Annotated in this window: 13 protein-coding genes; 9 read left to right on the top strand and 4 right to left on the bottom strand. The window is 71.6% G+C overall.

Features of this window, described 5'->3' with window-relative positions; genetic code table 11:
* Window positions 1-122 precede the first annotated feature (122 nt).
* On the top strand, window positions 123-1,541 hold the full coding sequence (locus tag ACIRQ9_RS19985; RefSeq protein ID WP_404174751.1) for a sugar porter family MFS transporter: 1,419 nt from the start codon (window positions 123-125) through the stop codon (window positions 1,539-1,541).
* Between the two features lie 134 nt (window positions 1,542-1,675).
* On the opposite strand, the gene ACIRQ9_RS19980 is transcribed toward ACIRQ9_RS19985, so the two are convergent.
* Both ACIRQ9_RS19980 and ACIRQ9_RS19975 read right to left on the bottom strand, forming a co-directional pair.
* Window positions 1,676-2,641, bottom strand: coding sequence for an LLM class flavin-dependent oxidoreductase (locus tag ACIRQ9_RS19980; protein ID WP_404174749.1), 966 nt, complete (start codon window positions 2,639-2,641; stop codon window positions 1,676-1,678).
* Between the two features lie 57 nt (window positions 2,642-2,698).
* Complete coding sequence (locus ACIRQ9_RS19975) at window positions 2,699-4,171, bottom strand: purine-cytosine permease family protein (protein ID WP_404174746.1); 1,473 nt, start codon at window positions 4,169-4,171, stop codon at window positions 2,699-2,701.
* A 128-nt stretch (window positions 4,172-4,299) separates the two neighbouring features.
* Here ACIRQ9_RS19975 and ftsY point away from each other — a divergent pair, with 128 nt between their 5' ends.
* A complete protein-coding gene (ftsY, locus tag ACIRQ9_RS19970; protein WP_404174743.1) occupies window positions 4,300-5,493 on the top strand; it encodes a signal recognition particle-docking protein FtsY in 1,194 nt (397 codons plus the stop codon).
* Between the two features lie 127 nt (window positions 5,494-5,620).
* On the opposite strand, the gene ACIRQ9_RS19965 is transcribed toward ftsY, so the two are convergent.
* Window positions 5,621-6,277: a bifunctional DNA primase/polymerase gene (locus ACIRQ9_RS19965; RefSeq protein ID WP_404174740.1), complete on the bottom strand. Its 657-nt coding sequence runs from the start codon at window positions 6,275-6,277 to the stop codon at window positions 5,621-5,623.
* Between the two features lie 457 nt (window positions 6,278-6,734).
* Between ACIRQ9_RS19965 and ACIRQ9_RS19960 the strand changes: the two genes are divergently transcribed.
* The 6 genes from ACIRQ9_RS19960 to ftsH all read left to right on the top strand — a co-directional run bounded on the left by ACIRQ9_RS19960 (window position 6,735) and on the right by ftsH (window position 16,346).
* Window positions 6,735-8,219: a hypothetical protein gene (locus ACIRQ9_RS19960; RefSeq protein WP_404174737.1), complete on the top strand. Its 1,485-nt coding sequence runs from the start codon at window positions 6,735-6,737 to the stop codon at window positions 8,217-8,219.
* 334 nt (window positions 8,220-8,553) lie between these two features.
* Complete coding sequence (locus ACIRQ9_RS19955) at window positions 8,554-9,891, top strand: ammonium transporter (protein ID WP_404174734.1); 1,338 nt, start codon at window positions 8,554-8,556, stop codon at window positions 9,889-9,891.
* The gene (locus tag ACIRQ9_RS19950) at window positions 9,888-10,226 is read left to right on the top strand and encodes a P-II family nitrogen regulator (RefSeq protein WP_329414046.1); all 339 of its coding nucleotides are present in this window, start codon (window positions 9,888-9,890) and stop codon (window positions 10,224-10,226) included. The genes ACIRQ9_RS19955 and ACIRQ9_RS19950 overlap by 4 nt, the downstream gene beginning before the upstream one ends.
* 35 nt (window positions 10,227-10,261) lie before the next feature.
* A complete protein-coding gene (locus ACIRQ9_RS19945) occupies window positions 10,262-12,715 on the top strand; it encodes a [protein-PII] uridylyltransferase (protein ID WP_404174730.1) in 2,454 nt (817 codons plus the stop codon).
* Between the two features lie 93 nt (window positions 12,716-12,808).
* Window positions 12,809-14,356 (top strand): signal recognition particle protein, encoded by a 1,548-nt coding sequence (gene ffh / locus ACIRQ9_RS19940; protein WP_404174727.1) that lies wholly within the window; start codon window positions 12,809-12,811, stop codon window positions 14,354-14,356.
* 49 nt (window positions 14,357-14,405) lie between these two features.
* On the top strand, window positions 14,406-16,346 hold the full coding sequence (ftsH, locus tag ACIRQ9_RS19935) for an ATP-dependent zinc metalloprotease FtsH (RefSeq protein WP_404174724.1): 1,941 nt from the start codon (window positions 14,406-14,408) through the stop codon (window positions 16,344-16,346).
* A gap of 132 nt (window positions 16,347-16,478) precedes the next feature.
* Here the strand turns inward: ftsH and ACIRQ9_RS19930 are convergent, their stop codons facing one another.
* Window positions 16,479-17,339 (bottom strand): SAM-dependent methyltransferase, encoded by an 861-nt coding sequence (locus ACIRQ9_RS19930; protein ID WP_404174721.1) that lies wholly within the window; start codon window positions 17,337-17,339, stop codon window positions 16,479-16,481.
* 574 nt (window positions 17,340-17,913) lie between these two features.
* Here ACIRQ9_RS19930 and ACIRQ9_RS19925 point away from each other — a divergent pair.
* Window positions 17,914-18,516, top strand: coding sequence for a hypothetical protein (locus ACIRQ9_RS19925; protein WP_351323543.1), 603 nt, complete (start codon window positions 17,914-17,916; stop codon window positions 18,514-18,516).
* Window positions 18,517-18,770 lie beyond the last annotated feature (254 nt).

Below are 18,770 nucleotides of genomic sequence, written 5' to 3'. Positions count from 1 at the left end.
TAGTCTCTGCAACGTTAGTTTTACCTTCAGGTGTGAGCGGTGTGGAGTTGTGCGCCACTTGAACCTGAGAGGGCTCACCCCCACCCCCGGCAGCGCTGCCGGGTGGCCCGAGGAGTTTTTTTGTGACCAGCACCGCGCAGGCACCCAACTCAGGAGCCGGGACGGCTCACCCCGATCATCTCGGGCATGTCATCTTCATCGCGGCCGCCGCCGCGATGGGCGGTTTCCTCTTCGGCTACGACAGCTCCGTCATCAACGGCGCCGTCGAGGCCATCCGGAGCCGCTACGACATCGGGTCCGCCGCTCTGGCCCAGGTCATCGCCGTCGCCCTGATCGGCTGTGCCATCGGCGCCGCGACGGCGGGCCGCATAGCCGACCGGATCGGCCGTATCCGCTGCATGCAGATCGCCGCCGTGCTGTTCACCATCAGCGCCGTCGGTTCGGCGCTGCCGTTCGCGCTGTGGGACCTCGCCTTCTGGCGGATCGTCGGCGGCTTCGCCATCGGCATGGCCTCCGTCATCGGCCCCGCCTACATCGCCGAGGTCGCGCCGCCCGCCTACCGGGGCCGCCTCGGCTCCTTCCAGCAGGCCGCGATCGTCGTCGGCATCGCCATCTCGCAGCTGGTCAACTGGGGTCTGCTCAACGCCGCCGGCGGCGACCAGCGCGGCAAGCTGATGGGCCTTGAGGCCTGGCAGGTCATGCTGGGCGTCATGGTGATCCCGGCCGTCCTGTACGGCCTGCTCTCCCTCGCCATCCCCGAGTCCCCGCGCTTCCTGATCTCGGTCGGCAAGCGCGACCGCGCCCGCGCGATCCTCGAAGAGGTCGAGGGCGGCAGGATCGACCTGGACGCCCGCGTCGCCGAGATCGAGCACGCGATGAAGAGCGAGCACAAGTCGACGTTCAAGGACCTGCTCGGCGGCTCCTTCTTCTTCAAGCCGATCGTCTGGGTCGGCATCGGTCTCTCGGTCTTCCAGCAGTTCGTCGGCATCAACGTCGCGTTCTACTACTCCTCGACGCTGTGGCAGTCGGTCGGCGTGGACCCGACGGACTCGTTCTTCTACTCCTTCACGACGTCGATCATCAACATCATCGGCACCGTGATCGCGATGATCTTCGTGGACCGGATCGGCCGCAGGCCGCTCGCCCTCATCGGCTCGGTCGGCATGGTCGTCGGCCTCGCGCTGGAGGCCTGGGCCTTCTCCCACCACCTGGTCGACGGCAAGCTCCCGGCCGCGCAGGGCTGGACCGCGCTGGTCGCCGCCCACATCTTCGTCCTCTTCTTCGCCCTGTCGTGGGGTGTCGTCGTCTGGGTCTTCCTGGGCGAGATGTTCCCGAACCGGATCCGCGCCGCCGCGCTGGGCGTCGCCGCCTCCGCGCAGTGGATCGCCAACTGGGCGATCACCGCGAGCTTCCCGTCGCTCGCCGACTGGAACCTCTCCGCGACCTACGTGATCTACACGGTCTTCGCGGCCCTCTCCATCCCGTTCGTCCTCAAGTTCGTCAAGGAGACGAAGGGCAAGGCCCTGGAGGAGATGGGCTGACCCTCGGTCCCCGAGGCCCCCGGCTCGGGGAGAGGGGCCAAGTCCCCGCTGCCCCTCTCCTCGTACCTCCGCCGCCCCGCCCGGTCACTGCCCGGGCGGGGCGGCGGTGTCCTGTGCGGCTCCGCCGGTCGGTCCTAGAGCGCCGGAACCACCCGCTCCCCGAACAGCCGCAGGCTGCGCCACCCCTCCTCCACCGGCATGCCGCCCGCCAGCGGATGCAGGACCAGGTTGTCCAGGCCCGCTTCCAGGCACTGCTCCGGCGTGAGGATGCGGTAGACGCCCTCCGCGCGCAGTTCGTCCACCGTCGTGGCCGACGAGCGCACCGCCGAGTGGACGTCCCCGGACTGCCAGGACGCGTACGTCCGGGCCTCGTGCAGGAAGTGCTCCCCGTACCGTGCCCACGCCCGGTCCGGGTCCTCGGCGATGTGCAGCAGCGGCGTCTGTTCCGTGGGCATCATCGTCCAGCCCTCGGTGCCGTACTCGGTGAGCTTCTCCTTGTAGTACGCCTCCAGCTCGGGCAGGTGGGCGCTGGGGAAGAACGGCAGGCCGAGCCGGGCGGCGCGACGGGCGGCGGCCTGGGAGGAGCCGCCGACCAGCAGCAGCGGGTGCGGTTCGGTGAAGGGCCGCGGAGTGACCCGTACCCTGCGGCCCCGGTAGGTGAACTCCTCCCCGGTCCACGCCTTGAGCACCGTCTCCAGCACCTCGTCCTGCAGCCGTCCGCGGCGCTTCCACTCCACGTCGAACAGGGCGTACTCCTCGGGCCGGTAGCCGATGCCGGCCACCGTCACCAGCCGACCGCCGCTGAGCAGGTCGAGCACCGCGATGTCCTCCGCCAGCCGCAGCGGGTCGTGCAGCGGGCCGATCACCGCCGACACGGTCACCGCGATGTTCCGGGTCGCCCCGAACACCGCGCCCGCGAAGACGAACGGCGACGGCAGCCAGTTGTTGCCGGCCCCGTGGTGCTCCTCGGTCTGGACCGTGGTGATCCCGTGCTCGTCCGCGTACGCGGCCATCTCCACGGCGGCCCGGTAGCGGGCGCCGAGGGAGGCGGGGGAGGCCCCGGGCTCGACGAGGTTGAAGCGAACGACCGAGACGGGCATGAGGGTTCCCCTTCACCTGGGCGGAGCGGGTGTGCGGGGACAGTAGCTGACGGTGCGTCAGACAGCCAGAGGCGCGCGCTCCCCGGACGCGGCCGGTACCACCGCCGGTTTCGGCAGCACCGCGTACAGCAGGGCGGAGACGGCGATCGTCGCGGTCCAGCCCAGCCCGCAGCGGCCGACGGGGTTGTTCGCGGCGAACGGCCCGCTGAACCAGTCGGACCTGGTGAACAGGGCACCGGCCAGCAGGCCGAGCGCCCAGGCGGTGACGGCGGCGGGGGAGAAGCCCGCCCGGTACCAGTAGGCGCCGGTGCGGCTCGTGTCCAGGAGCGCCACGGCGTCGTACTCCCGCCGCCGGAGCATGTCGACCCCGAAGACGCCGACCCACGCCGAGAACGCCACCGCCAGCACGGACAGGAAGGCGATGAACGAGCCGAGGAACGAGGTCGCCGCGAGCATCAGCACCCCGCCGAGCACCAGCGAGATCACCGCGTTGAGGGCGACCGCCCGGTGGCGGGGGATCCGGAAGCCGAGCGTCTGCGCGGTGAAGCCCGCCGAGTACATCGACATCGCGTTGATCAGGAGCATGCCGACCAGGGCGACGAGGAGGTAGGGGACGGCGAGCCACAGCGGGAGGATCTCGCCGAGGAAGGCGACCGGGTCGGCGGCCCGGGCCAGCGCCGGCATGCCGGACGCCATCACGGCACCCATCAGGACCATCGGGAGGACGACGAGCAGCGCGCCGCCGACCGTGTTGCGCACGATCGCCGCCGAGGACGCCGTGCCCGGCAGGTACCGCGTGAAGTCCGGCGAGGCCGGTGCCCAGCTCATCCCGCCGGCCGCGATCAGCCCGGCCCCGGTGATCATCGACGCGGTGGGGCCGGCCGGCTGCCCGAGCACCCCGTTCCAGTCCGTCGTCACGATCAGCCGGCCGAGGACCAGCAGGGTGAAGGCGCCGAACAGCCAGGTCGCCCACCGGCCGCAGCGGCGCACCGCGCCGATGCCCATGCCCGAGATCACGAGCGTGCTGATCACGAAGAGCAGCAGGGCCACGACGACCAGGACGGCGTTCCGCCGGACCCCGAAGAGGATGTCCAGGACCGTCAGCAGCGCGTAGGCGCCGGTCACCGCGTTGATCGTCTCCCAGCCCCAGCGCGCCACCCAGATCAGCGCGCCGGGCAGCAGGTTGCCGCGCTGCCCGAAGACCGCGCGGGACAGGGTCATGCCCGGTGCGCCGCCCCGCCTGCCCGCCACCCCGACCAGTCCCACCAGGCCGTACGACACGACCGGCGCGACGACGGCCGCCCCCAGGGCCTGCCAGAAGTTCAGTCCGAACACGACCGCGAGGCTCGCGCCCATGGTGAGCAGCAGGACGGTGATGTTCGCGGCGATCCAGGTGGGCAGCAGCCCGCGCGGGGTGGCGGTGCGCTCCGCTTCCGGGACCGGTTCGATGCCCCGGGTCTCCAGGCCGTGCCGCTCCAGTGACTCTTCCAGATGTTCGAGGGCGCCGTCGTGGTCGGCGGTGGAGCTCATGGGCAGTCATCGTACTTTAGCTGTACGAAAGCAGACAAAGCGGGCATCGCGATTCGGGGGAACGTCCGGAAACTCCCTCGCGAGGGAGCAAAGTCCCTCCCGGGGGAGGGATGGATACTGGACGCGTTATGGAAACCGTCATCCTTGCTGTAGTCATCGCCGTGGTCGTGCTCGGCGCGCTCGGCGGGCTCGTCATCGGCAGCCGGCGCAAGAAGCCGCTGCCCCCGCCGCCCCCCGCAGCGCCCGACATCACCGCGCCCCCGGCCGAGCCGCACGTCGGCGACGAGGCCGAGACGCCGCGCGACGAACCGCGCCGGACGATAGAGGAGGTCGACCTTCCCGACGGCACGGCTCCCGTCGTCGTCGAAGAGCCCCCGGCTCCCGAGATCGAGATCCCCGAGCCCACGGCCGGACGCCTGGTCCGGCTGCGCGCCCGGCTCTCCCGCTCGCAGAACGCGCTCGGCCAGGGGCTGCTCACGCTGCTCTCGCGCGAGCACCTCGACGACGACACCTGGGAGGAGATCGAGGACATCCTGCTCACCGCCGACGTCGGTGTGCAGCCCACCACCGAGCTGGTCGAGCGGCTGCGCGAGCGCGTCAAGGTGCTCGGCACCCGCACCCCCGCGGAGCTGCGCGGGCTGCTGCGCGAGGAGCTGCTCACGCTGGTCGGCACCGAGGCCGACCGTGAGGTGAAGACCGAGCCCGCGGACCGCAAGCCCGGCATCGTGATGGTCGTCGGTGTGAACGGCACCGGCAAGACGACCACCACCGGCAAGCTCGCCCGGGTGCTCGTCGCCGACGGCCGCACCGTCGTCCTCGGCGCCGCCGACACCTTCCGGGCCGCCGCCGCCGACCAGCTCCAGACCTGGGGCGAGCGGGTGGGCGCCTACACCGTGCGCGGGCCGGAGGGCGGCGACCCCGCCTCCGTCGCGTTCGACGCGGTGAAGGAGGGCAAGGAGATGGGCGTCGACGTGGTGCTCATCGACACCGCCGGGCGGCTGCACACCAAGACCGGCCTCATGGACGAGCTGGGCAAGGTCAAGCGGGTCGTCGAGAAGCACGCGCCGCTCGACGAGGTGCTGCTCGTCCTGGACGCCACCACCGGCCAGAACGGCCTGGTCCAGGCCCGGGTCTTCGCCGAGGTCGTCGACATCACCGGCATCGTGCTCACCAAGCTGGACGGCACCGCCAAGGGCGGCATCGTGATCGCGGTCCAGCGTGAACTCGGCGTGCCCGTCAAGCTCATCGGACTCGGCGAGGGCGCGGACGACCTGGCGCCGTTCGAGCCGGAAGCGTTCGTGGACGCCCTGATCGGCGACTGACCGCGAGGTGGCGGACGCACCGCCCCGCAGCGCGAGAAGCGCCCGCCCCGAGGTGCAGTCGGGTCGGGCGCTTCGGCTTTCGCGGCGCGGTGGCGGCGGTGCGACGGGCGGGCCTGCGCGACACGCACTAGGCCCGTGAGCGGTGTGCCAGGTAGGCGAGCGTGCCCAGCAGCAGCCGGGCCGCCGGCGGCCGCGTCGCCGAGTCCAGGGCCGGCGGCCGCAGCCAGCGCACCGGGCCCAGGCCGCCGCGGTCCGACGGCGGCGCGGTGATGTGCGCGCCGGGCCCGAGGCCGCGCAGGTCCAGCGAGGTCGGGTCGTCCCAGCCCATGCGGTAGAGCAGCCCGGGGAGTTCGGCGACGGCGCCGGGAGCGACGAAGAAGTGGGCGCGGCCCTCCGGGGTGGCGGCGACCGGACCGAGCGGCAGGCCCATCCGCTCCAGGCGGACCAGGGCCCGGCGTCCGGCGGGCTCGGCGACCTCGATGACGTCGAACGCGCGGCCGACCGGCAGCATCACCGCGGCGCCGGGGAACTCGCCCCAGGCCTTGGTGACTTCGTCGAGCGTGGCCCCGGCGGCCAGCCGGGGCGCGAAGTCCAGCGGATGCGCTCCGGGCGCGGGACAGCCGCCGTGCCCGCACGAGCAGGCGCCGGCCGCGGCCCGGGCCCCCGGGATCACGTCCCAGCCCCACAGGCCGGTGAACTCGGCGACGGCGGTGCAGTCCGACGAGCGGCCGCGCCGCCGCGTACCGGAGCGGATCTCGCGAATGCCGCCGATCGTGAAGCCCATGCCCCCTCCAACGGGTCCGGCGCGCCGGTGGTTACGACACGGAAGCGGATGGAAACGGAATGTGACGCTACGGCTCCGCTTTCCCTCGCGCACGCAAGATCAAGGCGGCGCCTGGAAGCGCTTCCGGTGGTGCATCTCGGAGTGCACGCCTCCGAATGCATCGCTCCGCCTACTCCCGGCCGTCCTATGTCAAGTGAATCGCGCCAAGGCCATCGTGAGTTCATTCGAAGGGGTGGCGAATGGTGGCGTTTCCGGGATCGCCATGGCTGGAGCAGTGATCGTAGGATTACTTTGAGTGCACGAGGCCTCGGGGCACATGCACTCGTGGGTATGCCGGAGGCAACTCGGTATCCCGTTCGAAGGGTGAGAAGTGGCGGACGGGCGGCCGTATTTACCGGCATTCTGATAGGGCTTGGCGCATCCGGCATCAAGTGGTCTCAGGGATGGGGGCGTTCCAGTGGGCGGCAACGACGGAAGCGGGACGACCGCGACCAGTACGGACAAGCGCCCCAATGAGCTGCTCAACTCGTGGTTCGTGCGCAGCGGCTGGTCCAAGGGCGAGCTGGCACGGCAAGTGAACCGCAGGGCGCGCCAGTTGGGGGCCAACCACATCTCGACGGACACGTCGAGGGTGCGCCGCTGGCTCGACGGGGAGAACCCGCGCGAGCCGATCCCCAGGATCCTGTCCGAGCTGTTCTCCGAGCGCTTCGGCTGTGTGGTCTCGGTCGAGGATCTCGGTCTGCGGGCCGCCCGCCAGTCACCCTCGGCGACCGGCGTCGACCTGCCCTGGACGGGCCCGCAGACGGTGGCCCTGCTCAGCGAGTTCTCGCGCAGCGACCTCATGCTGGCGCGGCGCGGCTTCCTCGGAACGTCGCTGATCCTGTCGGCGGGCCCGTCCCTCGTCGAGCCGATGCAGCGCTGGCTCGTCCCCTCGCCCGCCGCCCCGCACCCGGGCGCCGAGCCGGCGGCCGACTCCCGCCGTCCGGGCCGCCTCTCCAGGCCCGAGCTGGAGCTGCTGGAGTCCACCACGATGATGTTCCGCCAGTGGGACGCCCAGTGCGGCGGCGGCCTGCGCCGCAAGGCGGTCGTCGGACAGCTGCACGAGGTGACCGACCTCCTCCAGGAACCCCAGCCCGAGTCCACCACCCGCAAGCTCTTCCAGGTCGCCGCGGAACTGGCCGAGCTGGCCGGCTGGATGTCCTACGACGTCGGGCTCCAGCCCACCGCGCAGAAGTACTTCGTGCTGGCCCTGCACGCGGCGAAGGAGGCCGGCGACAAGCCGCTCGGGTCGTACGTCCTCTCCAGCATGAGCCGCCAGATGATCCACCTCGGCCGGCCCGACGACGCCCTGGAACTGATCCACCTCGCCCAGTACGGCAGCCGGGACTGCGCCAGCCCGCGCACCCAGTCGATGCTGTATGCGATGGAGGCCCGCGCCTACGCCAACATGGGCCAGCCCGGGAAGTGCAAACGCGCCGTCCGGATGGCCGAGGACGCCTTCACCGATGCCGACGAGTGGGACGAACCGGACCCGGACTGGATCCGGTTCTTCTCCGAGGCCGAGCTTTACGGCGAGAACAGCCACTCCTTCCGCGACCTGGCCTACGTCGCCGGCCGCAGCCCCACCTACGCCTCCCTGGCCGAACCCCTGATGCAGCGCGCCGTGGACCTGTTCGCCAAGGACACCGAGCACCAGCGGTCGTACGCGCTCAACCTCATCGGCATGGCCACCGTGCACCTGCTGCGGGGCGAGCCCGAGCAGAGCACGGTTCTGGCCTCCGAGGCCATGGGCATCGCCAAGAAGGTCCGCTCGGAACGCGTGAACACTCGTATTCGAAAGACGGTGGACGCGGCGGTGCGTGACCACGGTGACCTCGCCGTGGTCGTCGACCTCACCGAGCAGCTCGCCGTCGACCTGCCGGAGACCGCCGAGGCGGTCTGAATCCCGGTCCGTCCCAGACCCCGGCCGCGGCCGGCCCTCCCGAACTGCCCGACTCGGCTCCCCCATGCCAGGTCATCGGAAGGCCGCCGCGGCCGGTTCTCTCCCGCCGGGAGAAGGTTGCGCCACGATAACGATCCCGTCGTTCCGAATCCGGCAATTCATCCACGCGTAACACACAGGGCGTCTTCGTCACTCCGGTGAAACAACGAGGGGCAACGACCGAAACCGCGCTGCGCCAGTCTCATGGCGCATAACCGGCCCACCCCCCGCTTGAACCGGACCGCTCTCAGGCATCGCCCGCACCCGGGCCGTACCAATCGACGAGGAGACGCCGATGGCACCAGCCATCATGCTTGCCGCGGAGGCACCGAAGCTGTCCTCCGCGAACACAGGCTTCATGCTCATCTGTTCCGCCCTGGTGCTGCTCATGACGCCGGGCCTGGCCTTCTTCTACGGAGGCATGGTCCGCGTCAAGAGCACCCTGAACATGCTGATGATGAGCTTCGTCAGCATCGGGATCGTCACCATCCTGTGGGTCCTCTACGGCTTCTCCCTCGCCTTCGGCTCCAGCAACGGCTTCATCGGGTTCGACTCCGACTGGCTGGGGATGAGCAACGTCGGGCTGACGGAGCTGTGGGACGGCTACACCATCCCGATCTTCGTCTTCATGGTCTTCCAGATGATGTTCGCGGTCATCACGCCGGCCCTGATAAGCGGCGCCCTCGCGGACCGCGTGAAGTTCTCGGCCTGGGCGCTCTTCGTCGCCCTGTGGCTCACGATCGTCTACGTCCCGGTCGCCCACTGGGTCTGGGGCGCCGATGGCTGGGCCTACAAGCTCGGTGTGATCGACTTCGCCGGCGGCACCGCGGTCCACATCAACGCCGGTGCCGGTGCGCTCGGCGTGATCCTCGTCATCGGCAAGCGCGTCGGCTTCAAGAAGGACCCGATGCGCCCGCACAGCCTCCCGCTGGTCATGCTCGGCGCCGGCCTGCTGTGGTTCGGCTGGTTCGGGTTCAACGCCGGCTCCTGGCTCGGCAACGACGACGGCGTGGGCGCGCTGATGTTCGTCAACACCCAGGTCGCCACCGCCGCCGCCATGCTGGCCTGGCTCGCCTACGAGAAGATCCGGCACGGCGCGTTCACCACGCTGGGCGCCGCTTCCGGCGCGGTCGCCGGTCTGGTCGCGATCACCCCCTCCGGCGGCGCGGTCTCGCCGCTCGGCGCCATCGCCGTCGGCGCCATCGCGGGTGTCGCCTGCGCCGCGGCCGTCGGCCTCAAGTTCAGGTTCGGCTACGACGACTCCCTCGACGTGGTCGGCGTCCACATGGTCGGCGGCATCATCGGCTCCCTGCTCATCGGCTTCTTCGCCACCGGCAAGGGCCAGTCCACCGCGACCGGCGTCTTCTACGGCGACCACTCCTTCACCCAGCTGTGGAAGCAGTTCGCCGGTGTCGGCGCGGTCCTCGGCTACTCCCTGGTGGCTTCCGCCGTCCTCGCCTTCCTCCTCGACAAGACCATCGGCATGCGGGTCTCCGAGGACGACGAGGTCTCCGGCATCGACCAGGCCGAGCACGCCGAGACTGCATACGACTTCAGCGGCGCGGGCGGCGGTGTCCTCGGCTCCGTCTCCGCCGCGGCCCTCGCCGGTTCGAGCAAGAAGGTGGACGCATGAAGCTCATCACCGCGGTCGTCAAGCCGCACCGCCTCGACGAGATCAAGGAGGCCCTGCAGGCCTTCGGCGTCCACGGCCTCACGGTCACCGAGGCCAGCGGCTACGGCAGGCAGCGCGGCCACACCGAGGTCTACCGTGGTGCCGAGTACACGGTCGACCTGGTGCCCAAGATCCGCATCGAGGTGCTGGCCGAGGACGAGGACGCGGAGCAGCTGATCGACGTCGTGGTCAAGGCGGCCCGCACCGGCAAGATCGGTGACGGCAAGGTCTGGTCCCTCCCGGTCGAGACCGCCGTCCGTGTCCGCACGGGTGAGCGCGGGCCGGACGCACTGTAGAACAGAACCATCTGAATACAGGCAGGAGTCGCTGGGTGACGGGTACGGATGTTCGGAACGACGCAGAGGACACGGGACCCAGCGGCTACGCGGCGGCCCGGCTGCGCCTCCTCACCGAGGGGGCGCGGTCCGGGCCGTCGCGCCGTACCGCCCTCGCCGAACTCACCGACGACTGGCTGACCGGCCTGTTCGCCGCGGCCACCGAGGGCGTCGCCGGCGGCGTCTGCCTGGTCGCCGTCGGCGGCTACGGCCGCGGCGAGCTCTCCCCGCGCAGCGACCTGGACCTCCTGCTGCTGCACGACGGCGGCGACCCCGGCGCGGTGGCCGCCGTCGCCGACCGCCTCTGGTACCCCGTCTGGGACCTGGGGCTGGCCCTGGACCACTCCGTGCGCACGCCCGCCGAGGCCCGCAAGACCGCCGGCGACGACCTCAAGGTCCAGCTCGGCCTCCTGGACGCCCGCCACATCGCAGGCGACCTGGGCCTGACCGCGGGACTGCGCACCGCGGTCCTCGCCGACTGGCGCAACCAGGCGCCCAAACGCCTGCCCGAACTCCAGGAACTCTGCGCCGAGCGCGCCGAACGCCAGGGCGAGCTGCAGTACCTCCTGGAACCGGACCTGAAGGAGGCCCGCGGCGGACTGCGCGACGCCACCGCGCTGCGCGCCGTAGCCGCCTCCTGGCTGGCCGACGCGCCCCGCGAAGGCCTCGCCGACGCCCGCCGCAACCTGCTGGACGTCCGCGACGCCCTGCACCTGGCGACGGGACGCGCCACCGACCGCCTCGCGCTCCAGGAGCAGGACCAGGTCGCGGCCGAACTGGACCTCCTGGACGCCGACACCCTGCTCCGCCAGGTCTACGAGTCCGCGCGGGTCATCTCGTACGCCAGTGACGTCACCTGGCGCGAGGTGGGCCGGGTGCTGCGGTCGCGGGCCGTGCGGCCGCGGCTGCGCGCCATGCTGGGCGGCGGCAAACCGGTCGCCGAGCGCTCCCCGCTCGCCGAGGGCGTGGTCGAGCAGGACGGCGAGGTGGTGCTCGCCCGCGCCGCGCGCCCCGAACGCGACCCCGTGCTGCCCCTGCGGGCCGCGGCCGCCGCCGCGCAGGCCGGCCTCCCGCTCTCCCTGCACGCCGTACGGCACCTGGCCGCCACCACCCGCCCGCTGCCCACGCCCTGGCCCGCCGAGGCCCGCGAGCAGCTGGTCACGCTGCTCGGCTCCGGCCGCCCCACCGTCGACGTCTGGGAAGCCCTGGAGGCGGAAGGCCTGATCAGCCGCCTGCTGCCCGACTGGGAGCGGGTGCGCTGCCGGCCGCAGCGCAACGCCGTGCACATCTGGACCGTCGACCGCCACCTCATCGAGACGGCCGTCCGCGCCTCCGAGTTCGCCCGCCGCGTCCACCGCCCCGACCTGCTCCTGGTCGCCGCGCTGCTGCACGACATCGGCAAGGGCTGGCCCGGCGACCACTCGGTGGCCGGCGAGATCATCGCCAAGGACGTGGCCGCCAGGATCGGCTTCGACCGCGCGGACACCGCGGTCCTGTCGACGCTCGTACGCCACCACCTGCTGCTCATCGAGACCGCCACCCGGCGCGACCTGGACGACCCGGCCACCGTCCGGCTGGTCGCCGACGCGGTCGGCACCCAGGGCACCCTGGAGCTGCTGCACGCCCTCACCGAGGCCGACGCGCAGGCCACCGGCCCGGCCGCCTGGTCGTCCTGGCGCGGCTCGCTCGTCGCCGACCTGGTCAAACGGGTCTCCGCGGTCCTCGCCGGGGACAGTGCCGACGAGCCCGAGCCCGGCGCGCCCACCGCGGAGCAGGAACGGCTGGCCATCGAGGCCTTCCGCACCGGCGGTCCGGTGCTCGCCCTCCGCGCCCAGACCGAACCCGCCCCGGACGAGGAGCCGGGCGGCGCGCCCGAACCGCTCGGCGTGGAACTGCTCATCGCCGTACCCGACCAGCCCGGCGTCCTGCCGGCCGTCTCCGGCGTCCTGGCCATGCACCGCCTCACCGTCCGCACCGCCGAGCTGCGCTCCCTGCGGCTCCCTGACGACGTCGACGACGGCGCCGTCCTGCTCCTGGACTGGCGGGTGGCCGCCGAGTACGGCTCCCTGCCCCAGGCCGCCCGCCTCCGCGCCGACCTGGTCCGCGCCCTGGACGGCTCCCTGGACATCGCCGGACGCCTCGCCGAACGGGACGCGGCCTACCCGAGGCGCCGGGGCTGGGTGGCGCCGCCGCCGCGGGTCACGGTGGCCCCCGCGGCCTCCCGGCACGCCACGGTGATCGAGGTCCGCACCCAGGACGCACCCGGACTGCTGTTCCGGATCGGGCGTGCGCTGGAGGACGCCGGGGTACGGGTGCGCAGTGCGCACGTCAGCACCCTCGGCTCCAACGCCGTCGACGCCTTCTACGTGACCGGCGCCGACCACGCGCCGCTGCCCGCCGGGGAGGCCACCGCCGTGGCGCGCAAGCTGGAGGAGACGCTCAGGGCCTGACAGCACGGTTGTGCAAGGCGGGGACCACTTCCTTGCGCGGCCGGATACCCTGGAAGACGCTCACCGCCCCCGACTCCGAGGACCGACGCCGCCGTGTTCGACACTCTCTCCGATCGCCTTTCAGCGACCTTCAAGAATCTGCGCGGCAAAGGGCGTCTGAGTGAAGCGGACATCGACGCCACGGCGCGGGAGATCCGCATCGCGCTCCTCGAAGCCGACGTGGCCCTCCCGGTCGTCCGCACCTTCATCAAGAACGTCAAGGAGCGGGCCCTCGGCTCCGAGGTCTCCCGGGCCCTGAACCCGGCCCAGCAGGTCCTGAAGATCGTCAACGACGAGCTCGTCACCATCCTCGGCGGCGAGACCCGGCGGCTGCGCTTCGCCAAGCAGCCGCCCACCGTGATCATGCTCGCCGGTCTCCAGGGTGCCGGTAAGACCACCCTCGCCGGAAAGCTCGGCCACTGGCTCAAGGAGCAGGGCCACTCGCCGCTCCTGGTCGCCGCCGACCTCCAGCGCCCCAACGCCGTCAACCAGCTCAGCGTCGTCGCCGAGCGCGCCGGGGTCGCCGTCTACGCGCCCGAGCCGGGCAACGGCGTCGGCGACCCGGTGAAGGTCGCGAAGGACTCCATCGAGTTCGCCAAGCAGAAGGTCCACGACATCGTGATCGTGGACACCGCCGGCCGCCTCGGCATCGACCAGGAACTGATGCGGCAGGCCGCCGACATCCGCGACGCGGTCAGCCCCGACGAGATCCTCTTCGTCGTCGACGCGATGATCGGCCAGGACGCCGTCACCACCGCCGAGGCCTTCCGCGACGGCGTGGGCTTCGACGGTGTCGTGCTCTCCAAGCTCGACGGTGACGCCCGCGGTGGTGCCGCGCTCTCCATCCGCCAGGTCACCGGCAAGCCGATCATGTTCGCCTCGAACGGCGAGAAGCTCGACGACTTCGACGCCTTCCACCCGGACCGGATGGCCTCCCGCATCCTCGACATGGGTGACCTGCTCACCCTGATCGAGCAGGCGGAGAAGACGTTCAGCCAGGAAGAGGCCGAGAAGATGGCCTCCAAGCTGGCGTCCAAGAAGGGCCAGGACTTCACCCTGGACGACTTCCTGGCCCAGATGGAGCAGGTCAGGAAGATGGGCAGCATCAGCAAGCTGCTCGGTCTGCTGCCCGGCATGGGCCAGATCAAGGACCAGATCAACAACCTGGACGAGCGGGACGTCGACCGCACCGCCGCGATCATCAAGTCGATGACCCCGGGCGAGCGCCAGGACCCCACGATCATCAACGGCTCTCGCCGCGCCCGTATCGCCAAGGGCTCCGGCGTCGAGGTCAGCGCGGTCAAGGGGCTCGTCGAGCGGTTCTTCGAGGCCCGCAAGATGATGTCCCGCATGGCGCAGGGCGGGATGCCGGGCATGCCGGGGATCCCGGGCATGGGCGGCGGTCCCGGCCGGGCCAAGAAGCAGCCGAAGAAGGCCAAGGGCAAGCAGCGCTCCGGCAACCCGATGAAGCGCAAGCAGCAGGAGCTGGAGGAGGCCCAGCGCCGCGAGGCGGCCGCCCAGGGCGGGAACGCCCTCGGGGTGCCGCAGCAGGGTGCTCAGGACTTCGAGCTGCCGGACGAGTTCAAGAAGTTCATGGGCTGATCCCCTCCGTGCGCGTGCCGGGGGTTGGCCGGTGTCGTACCGTCCGCGTATGGCCAACCCCGCGCCGCCGCGCAAGTCGCCCGACCAGCCCTGGCGTACCGAGGGCGCTCCCGAGGAGCCCCAGCGGTCGCCGGGCGGCCGGAGGATGCGCGGCGGCTGGTGGCGGCTGATCATGACCGCCCTGGTGGTCTACCTGCTCGCCAACCTGGTGCTGTCCTACTTCGACGAGGCCGACGAGCCGACGGTCTCGTACACCGAGTTCAGCAAGCAGGTCGACGACGGCAACGTCGACAAGATCTACGCCAAGGGCGACTCGATCCAGGGACAGCTCAAGAAGGAGCGGAAGAACCCCGAGGGCGAGGGGAACTACACCAAGTTCAAGACCGAGCGGCCGTCCTTCGCCAAGGACGACCTGTGGGCGAACCTGACCAAGCACGACGTCACGGTCACCGCCGAACCGGTCGTCCAGCACCGCAGCTTCCTGGCCAACCTGCTCATCTCGCTCGCGCCGATCATCGTCCTGGTCGCGGTGTGGGTGTTCATCGCCCGCCGGATGAGCGCCGGGCTCGGCGGACCGGGCGGCATGCTGGGCCGCAAGGCGCCGCCCAGGCCGGTCGAACTGGAACCCGGCCAGCAGCGGACCACCTTCGAGGACGTCGCCGGCATCGACGAGGTCGAGGGCGAGCTGAACGACGTCGTCGACTTCCTGAAGAACCCCGACGCCTACCGCAGGATGGGCGCGAAGATGCCCCGCGGCGTCCTGCTCGCGGGCCCGCCCGGCACCGGCAAGACGCTGCTCGCGCGAGCCGTCGCCGGCGAGGCCCGGGTGCCGTTCTTCTCGGCGTCCGCCTCCGAGTTCATCGAGATGATCGTCGGCGTCGGCGCCTCCCGGGTCCGCGAGCTGTTCGCCGAGGCCCGCAAGGTTGCCCCGTCCATCATCTTCATCGACGAGATCGACACCATCGGCCGGGCCCGCGGCGGCGGCGCCTCCATGGGCGGACACGACGAGCGCGAGCAGACCCTGAACCAGATCCTCACCGAGATGGACGGCTTCTCCGGCTCCGAGGGCGTCATCGTCATCGCGGCCACCAACCGCGCCGACATCCTCGACCCGGCGCTCACCCGGCCCGGCCGCTTCGACCGGGTGGTCCAGGTGTCGCCTCCGGACCGCACCGGCCGCGAGGCCATCCTGCGGATCCACACCCGCCAGATCCCGCTCGCCCCGGGCGTCGACCTCGCCCAGGTCGCCCGCACCACCCCGGGCATGACTGGTGCCGAACTGGCCAACCTCGCCAACGAGGCCGCCCTGCTCGCCGTCAAGCGCCAGCAGGACGAGGTGACGCAGGCCGACCTCTCGGAGGCCCTGGAGAAGGTCCAGCTCGGTGCCGAGCGGCCGCTGGTGATGCCCGAGGAGGAACGCAGGCGCACTGCCTACCACGAGAGCGGACACGCGCTGCTCGGCATGCTCCAGCCCGGCGCCGACCCGGTCCGCAAGATCACCATCGTGCCGCGCGGCCGCGCCCTCGGCGTCACCCTGTCCACGCCGGACGCCGACAAGTACGCGTACACCGAGGAGTACCTGCGCGGCCGGATCATCGGCGCGCTCGGCGGAATGGCCGCCGAGCAGGTGGTCTACGACGTGATCACCACCGGTTCGGAGAGCGACCTGGAGCAGGTCACCAACATCGCGCGCGGGATGGTCTCCCGCTGGGGCATGAGCGAGGAGGTCGGCCGCCTCTCCGCGCTCCCGAACGACGCCCAGCAGGCCTACGGACTGGCCGCCGCGCCCCAGACCCTCGACGCGATCGACACCGAGATGCGCCGGATCGTCGACGAGTGCTACGAGGAGGCCCGCCGCCGGCTCCGCGAGAACCGGGGCCGGCTGGACGCGCTCGCCGAGGCGCTGCTGGAGCGCGAGACCCTGGAGGAGGCGGACGCCTACCGCATCGCGGGCATCACCCGCCTGACCAAGGACGCCGACGAGACCTGACGCCCACGGATCCGAGCGCCTCGAAAGGGCGCGGGGCTGCATCGACTTGCGGCATCGACTTGCGGCTCCGCCGCGTGGTCGCGACCAGCCCCCACGGCGCGGCGGACGAACAGCGGCCGGCCCGGCGGAACGTCAGCGCACGCGGGCGACCAGGTACCGGAAGACGTTCGTCATCCACACCGTGCCGTCCGGGCGCTGGTGCGGGTGGAGCGCCTCGGTCATCTCCTTGGCGACCTGCTCCAGGTCGGTCGCCGCGATCGCCGCGTCGAACAGCCCGGTCGACAGCAGCCCGCGCACGGCGCTGTCCGCGTCGGCGTACCCGAACGGGCAGGAGACCCGCCCGGACCCGTCGATCCGCAGCCCGGCCCGCTCGGCCACCTCCTCCAGGTCGTCGCGGCAGGCCGGCCGCCAGCTTCCGGCGCTGCGCAAAGGATCGGCCAACTTCGCGGCCACCCGCAGCACCGACGAGGTCGCGCAGCGCTCCGGCGGACCCCAGCCGGCCAGCACCACGGCCGCCCCGTGCGCGGCGAGCGGCGTCGCCTCGGCGAGCAGCCCGCCGAGCCCCTCGGCGTCGCCGGCCCGGCAGCCGACCGGGTCGAAGGCGGTGATCAGGTTGTACGCCGGCACCTGCGGGTCCGCCGCGTCCGCGGGGCGGCCTTCGACGACCCGGGGGCCGCCGCCCCGCGCGCGTGGCCCGCGGGACGCCTCGGGCAGCAGGCGCTCGCGGGCCAGGGCGAGGCGTTCGGGGCAGGAGTCGACACCCGTCACCGCGGCCCCTCTGGCCGCCGCCATCAGCAGCGCCAGACCGGAGCCGCAGTTCAGGCCGAGCAGCCGGGTGGACGGGCCCACTTCGAGTCGCTCGTGGACGGTCTCGTAGAGCGGCACCAGCATCCGCTCCTGGATCTCGGACCAGTCACGCGCGCGTGCGCCCAGGTCCACGCGGGGTGCGGAGTCCGCGTGAGACGGGTGATGCCGCACGAGCGTAGGTGTCATAGGTAAGCGCCCCAATCCGCCGAGAGTTCCGCACTGACCGGTTCCGTGGTCCCCGTGTCGTGCGCTCGCACTTCCCACGTATGCCAGGTAACTCCGGGCTCGCGGCGGCGTCCAGAGGTCGCGGGTCACCGCTTGTGCATGGACTATGACTGTGGCGAGATTTCACGTCCCGGCAACGTGGGGCTCTACCATCGGACCCACCGCACGGTGGTTCCGGCCATGGTCGGCCACGACGACGGCCGCCCGCCGGGACGGTCCGGCGCGGGACGGCGGCGGCACCCGGGTAACGCCGGAGCCGCTTCGGGCGCTGACTCAAATGACGTCCTGCGCCACGAGAGCGACCGAAAGGCCTCTTGCGCACCGGCCGGTCACGCCCATCGGGCCCCCTACGCCGGAACCGGCGTCGGGCCGTACGTCAGACTACGCACCGGCTTGGTACGAGCTGTGAGGCTTCTCCGCAGATCAGCGCACCCGTGCTCGTCTCCACGCATCAGTGCCAACTGACGGGTACGTGCAAATTATTTGGGATGCCCCGGAATAGGAACACAGTGGCACTCCCGCTCGTTCTCATTACGTGAGCACGACACAGACACCACCTGTTCTCGCCGCGGAGCTGGCAGAGGCGTGGGCCGACATTCAGCGGTACCACCCCGAGCTGCCGGATCTCGCCGCGCCGGAATCCCTGATCGGAGAGTCGTCGTCCGCGTGCGGACACGAGCTCTCCTTCGAACGGCTGCTCCATGAGGCAGTCCACGGCATCGCCGCGGCCCGCGGTGTGCGCGACACCTCGCGGGCCGGCCGTTACCACAACCGCAGATTCCTCGCGATCGCCGAGGAGCTGGGCCTGGACCACCCCGACGAGCCGCATCCCAGCAGCGGCTTCTCCCTGGTCACGCTCAACCCCGAGGCCAAGCGCCGCTACCGGCCGACCATCGAGCGGCTGCAGCGCGCGCTCAAGGCCCACACGGTGGCGACCTCCGCCGACACCTCCCGCACCTTCCGCGGCCCGGCCGCCCGCCACGGCTCCTCGGGCGGCGGCGTCCGGGTCAAGGCGGTGTGCGACTGCGGCCGCAACGTCCGGGTGGTGCCGTCGGTCCTGGCCCAGGCACCCATCGTGTGCGGCGGCTGCGGCAAGCCGTTCCGCATCCCGGAGGTCGTGGGGGCGGCGGCGAGCTGAGCACACGGCTGCTCGTGGCAGTCGTAGCCCTGGCCCGTCGCCGCACCCCGGCCGCCCGCCGTCAGCGCACCCGACGCACCTCACCTCCGCGCCGGGTGCGCCCGCGGCATGCCCTCCGCCCCGCGCCCGCCGCCGGGCGGAGCGGCCTTCGGGGTGTGGCACAATGGCTAGCTGTACTCGACAGCCGCACAGGACCCCTCTCTCCTCCGGCTGACGCGTCCATCGGGCACTCGGGTACCGCAACCCCACGCGGC

It is taken from the genome of Streptomyces sp. NPDC101237, from assembly GCF_044767465.1.
Taxonomy (GTDB): Bacteria; Actinomycetota; Actinomycetes; order Streptomycetales; family Streptomycetaceae; genus Streptomyces; species Streptomyces gramineus.
This window is presented reverse-complemented; position numbering and strand designations above follow the sequence as displayed.

What these genes read in the sequence shown, in the direction of transcription:
- ACIRQ9_RS19980 (WP_404174749.1), bottom strand. Translation starts at nt 2,641, where the DNA reads ATGCCCGTCTCGGTCGTTCGCTTCAACCTCGTCGAGCCCGGGGCCTCC.
- ACIRQ9_RS19975 (WP_404174746.1), bottom strand. Translation starts at nt 4,171, where the DNA reads ATGAGCTCCACCGCCGACCACGACGGCGCCCTCGAACATCTGGAAGAG.
- ftsY (WP_404174743.1), top strand. Translation starts at nt 4,300, where the DNA reads ATGGAAACCGTCATCCTTGCTGTAGTCATCGCCGTGGTCGTGCTCGGC.
- ACIRQ9_RS19965 (WP_404174740.1), bottom strand. Translation starts at nt 6,277, where the DNA reads ATGGGCTTCACGATCGGCGGCATTCGCGAGATCCGCTCCGGTACGCGG.
- ACIRQ9_RS19955 (WP_404174734.1), top strand. Translation starts at nt 8,554, where the DNA reads ATGGCACCAGCCATCATGCTTGCCGCGGAGGCACCGAAGCTGTCCTCC.
- ACIRQ9_RS19950 (WP_329414046.1), top strand. Translation starts at nt 9,888, where the DNA reads ATGAAGCTCATCACCGCGGTCGTCAAGCCGCACCGCCTCGACGAGATC.
- ftsH (WP_404174724.1), top strand. Translation starts at nt 14,406, where the DNA reads ATGGCCAACCCCGCGCCGCCGCGCAAGTCGCCCGACCAGCCCTGGCGT.
- ACIRQ9_RS19930 (WP_404174721.1), bottom strand. Translation starts at nt 17,339, where the DNA reads ATGACACCTACGCTCGTGCGGCATCACCCGTCTCACGCGGACTCCGCA.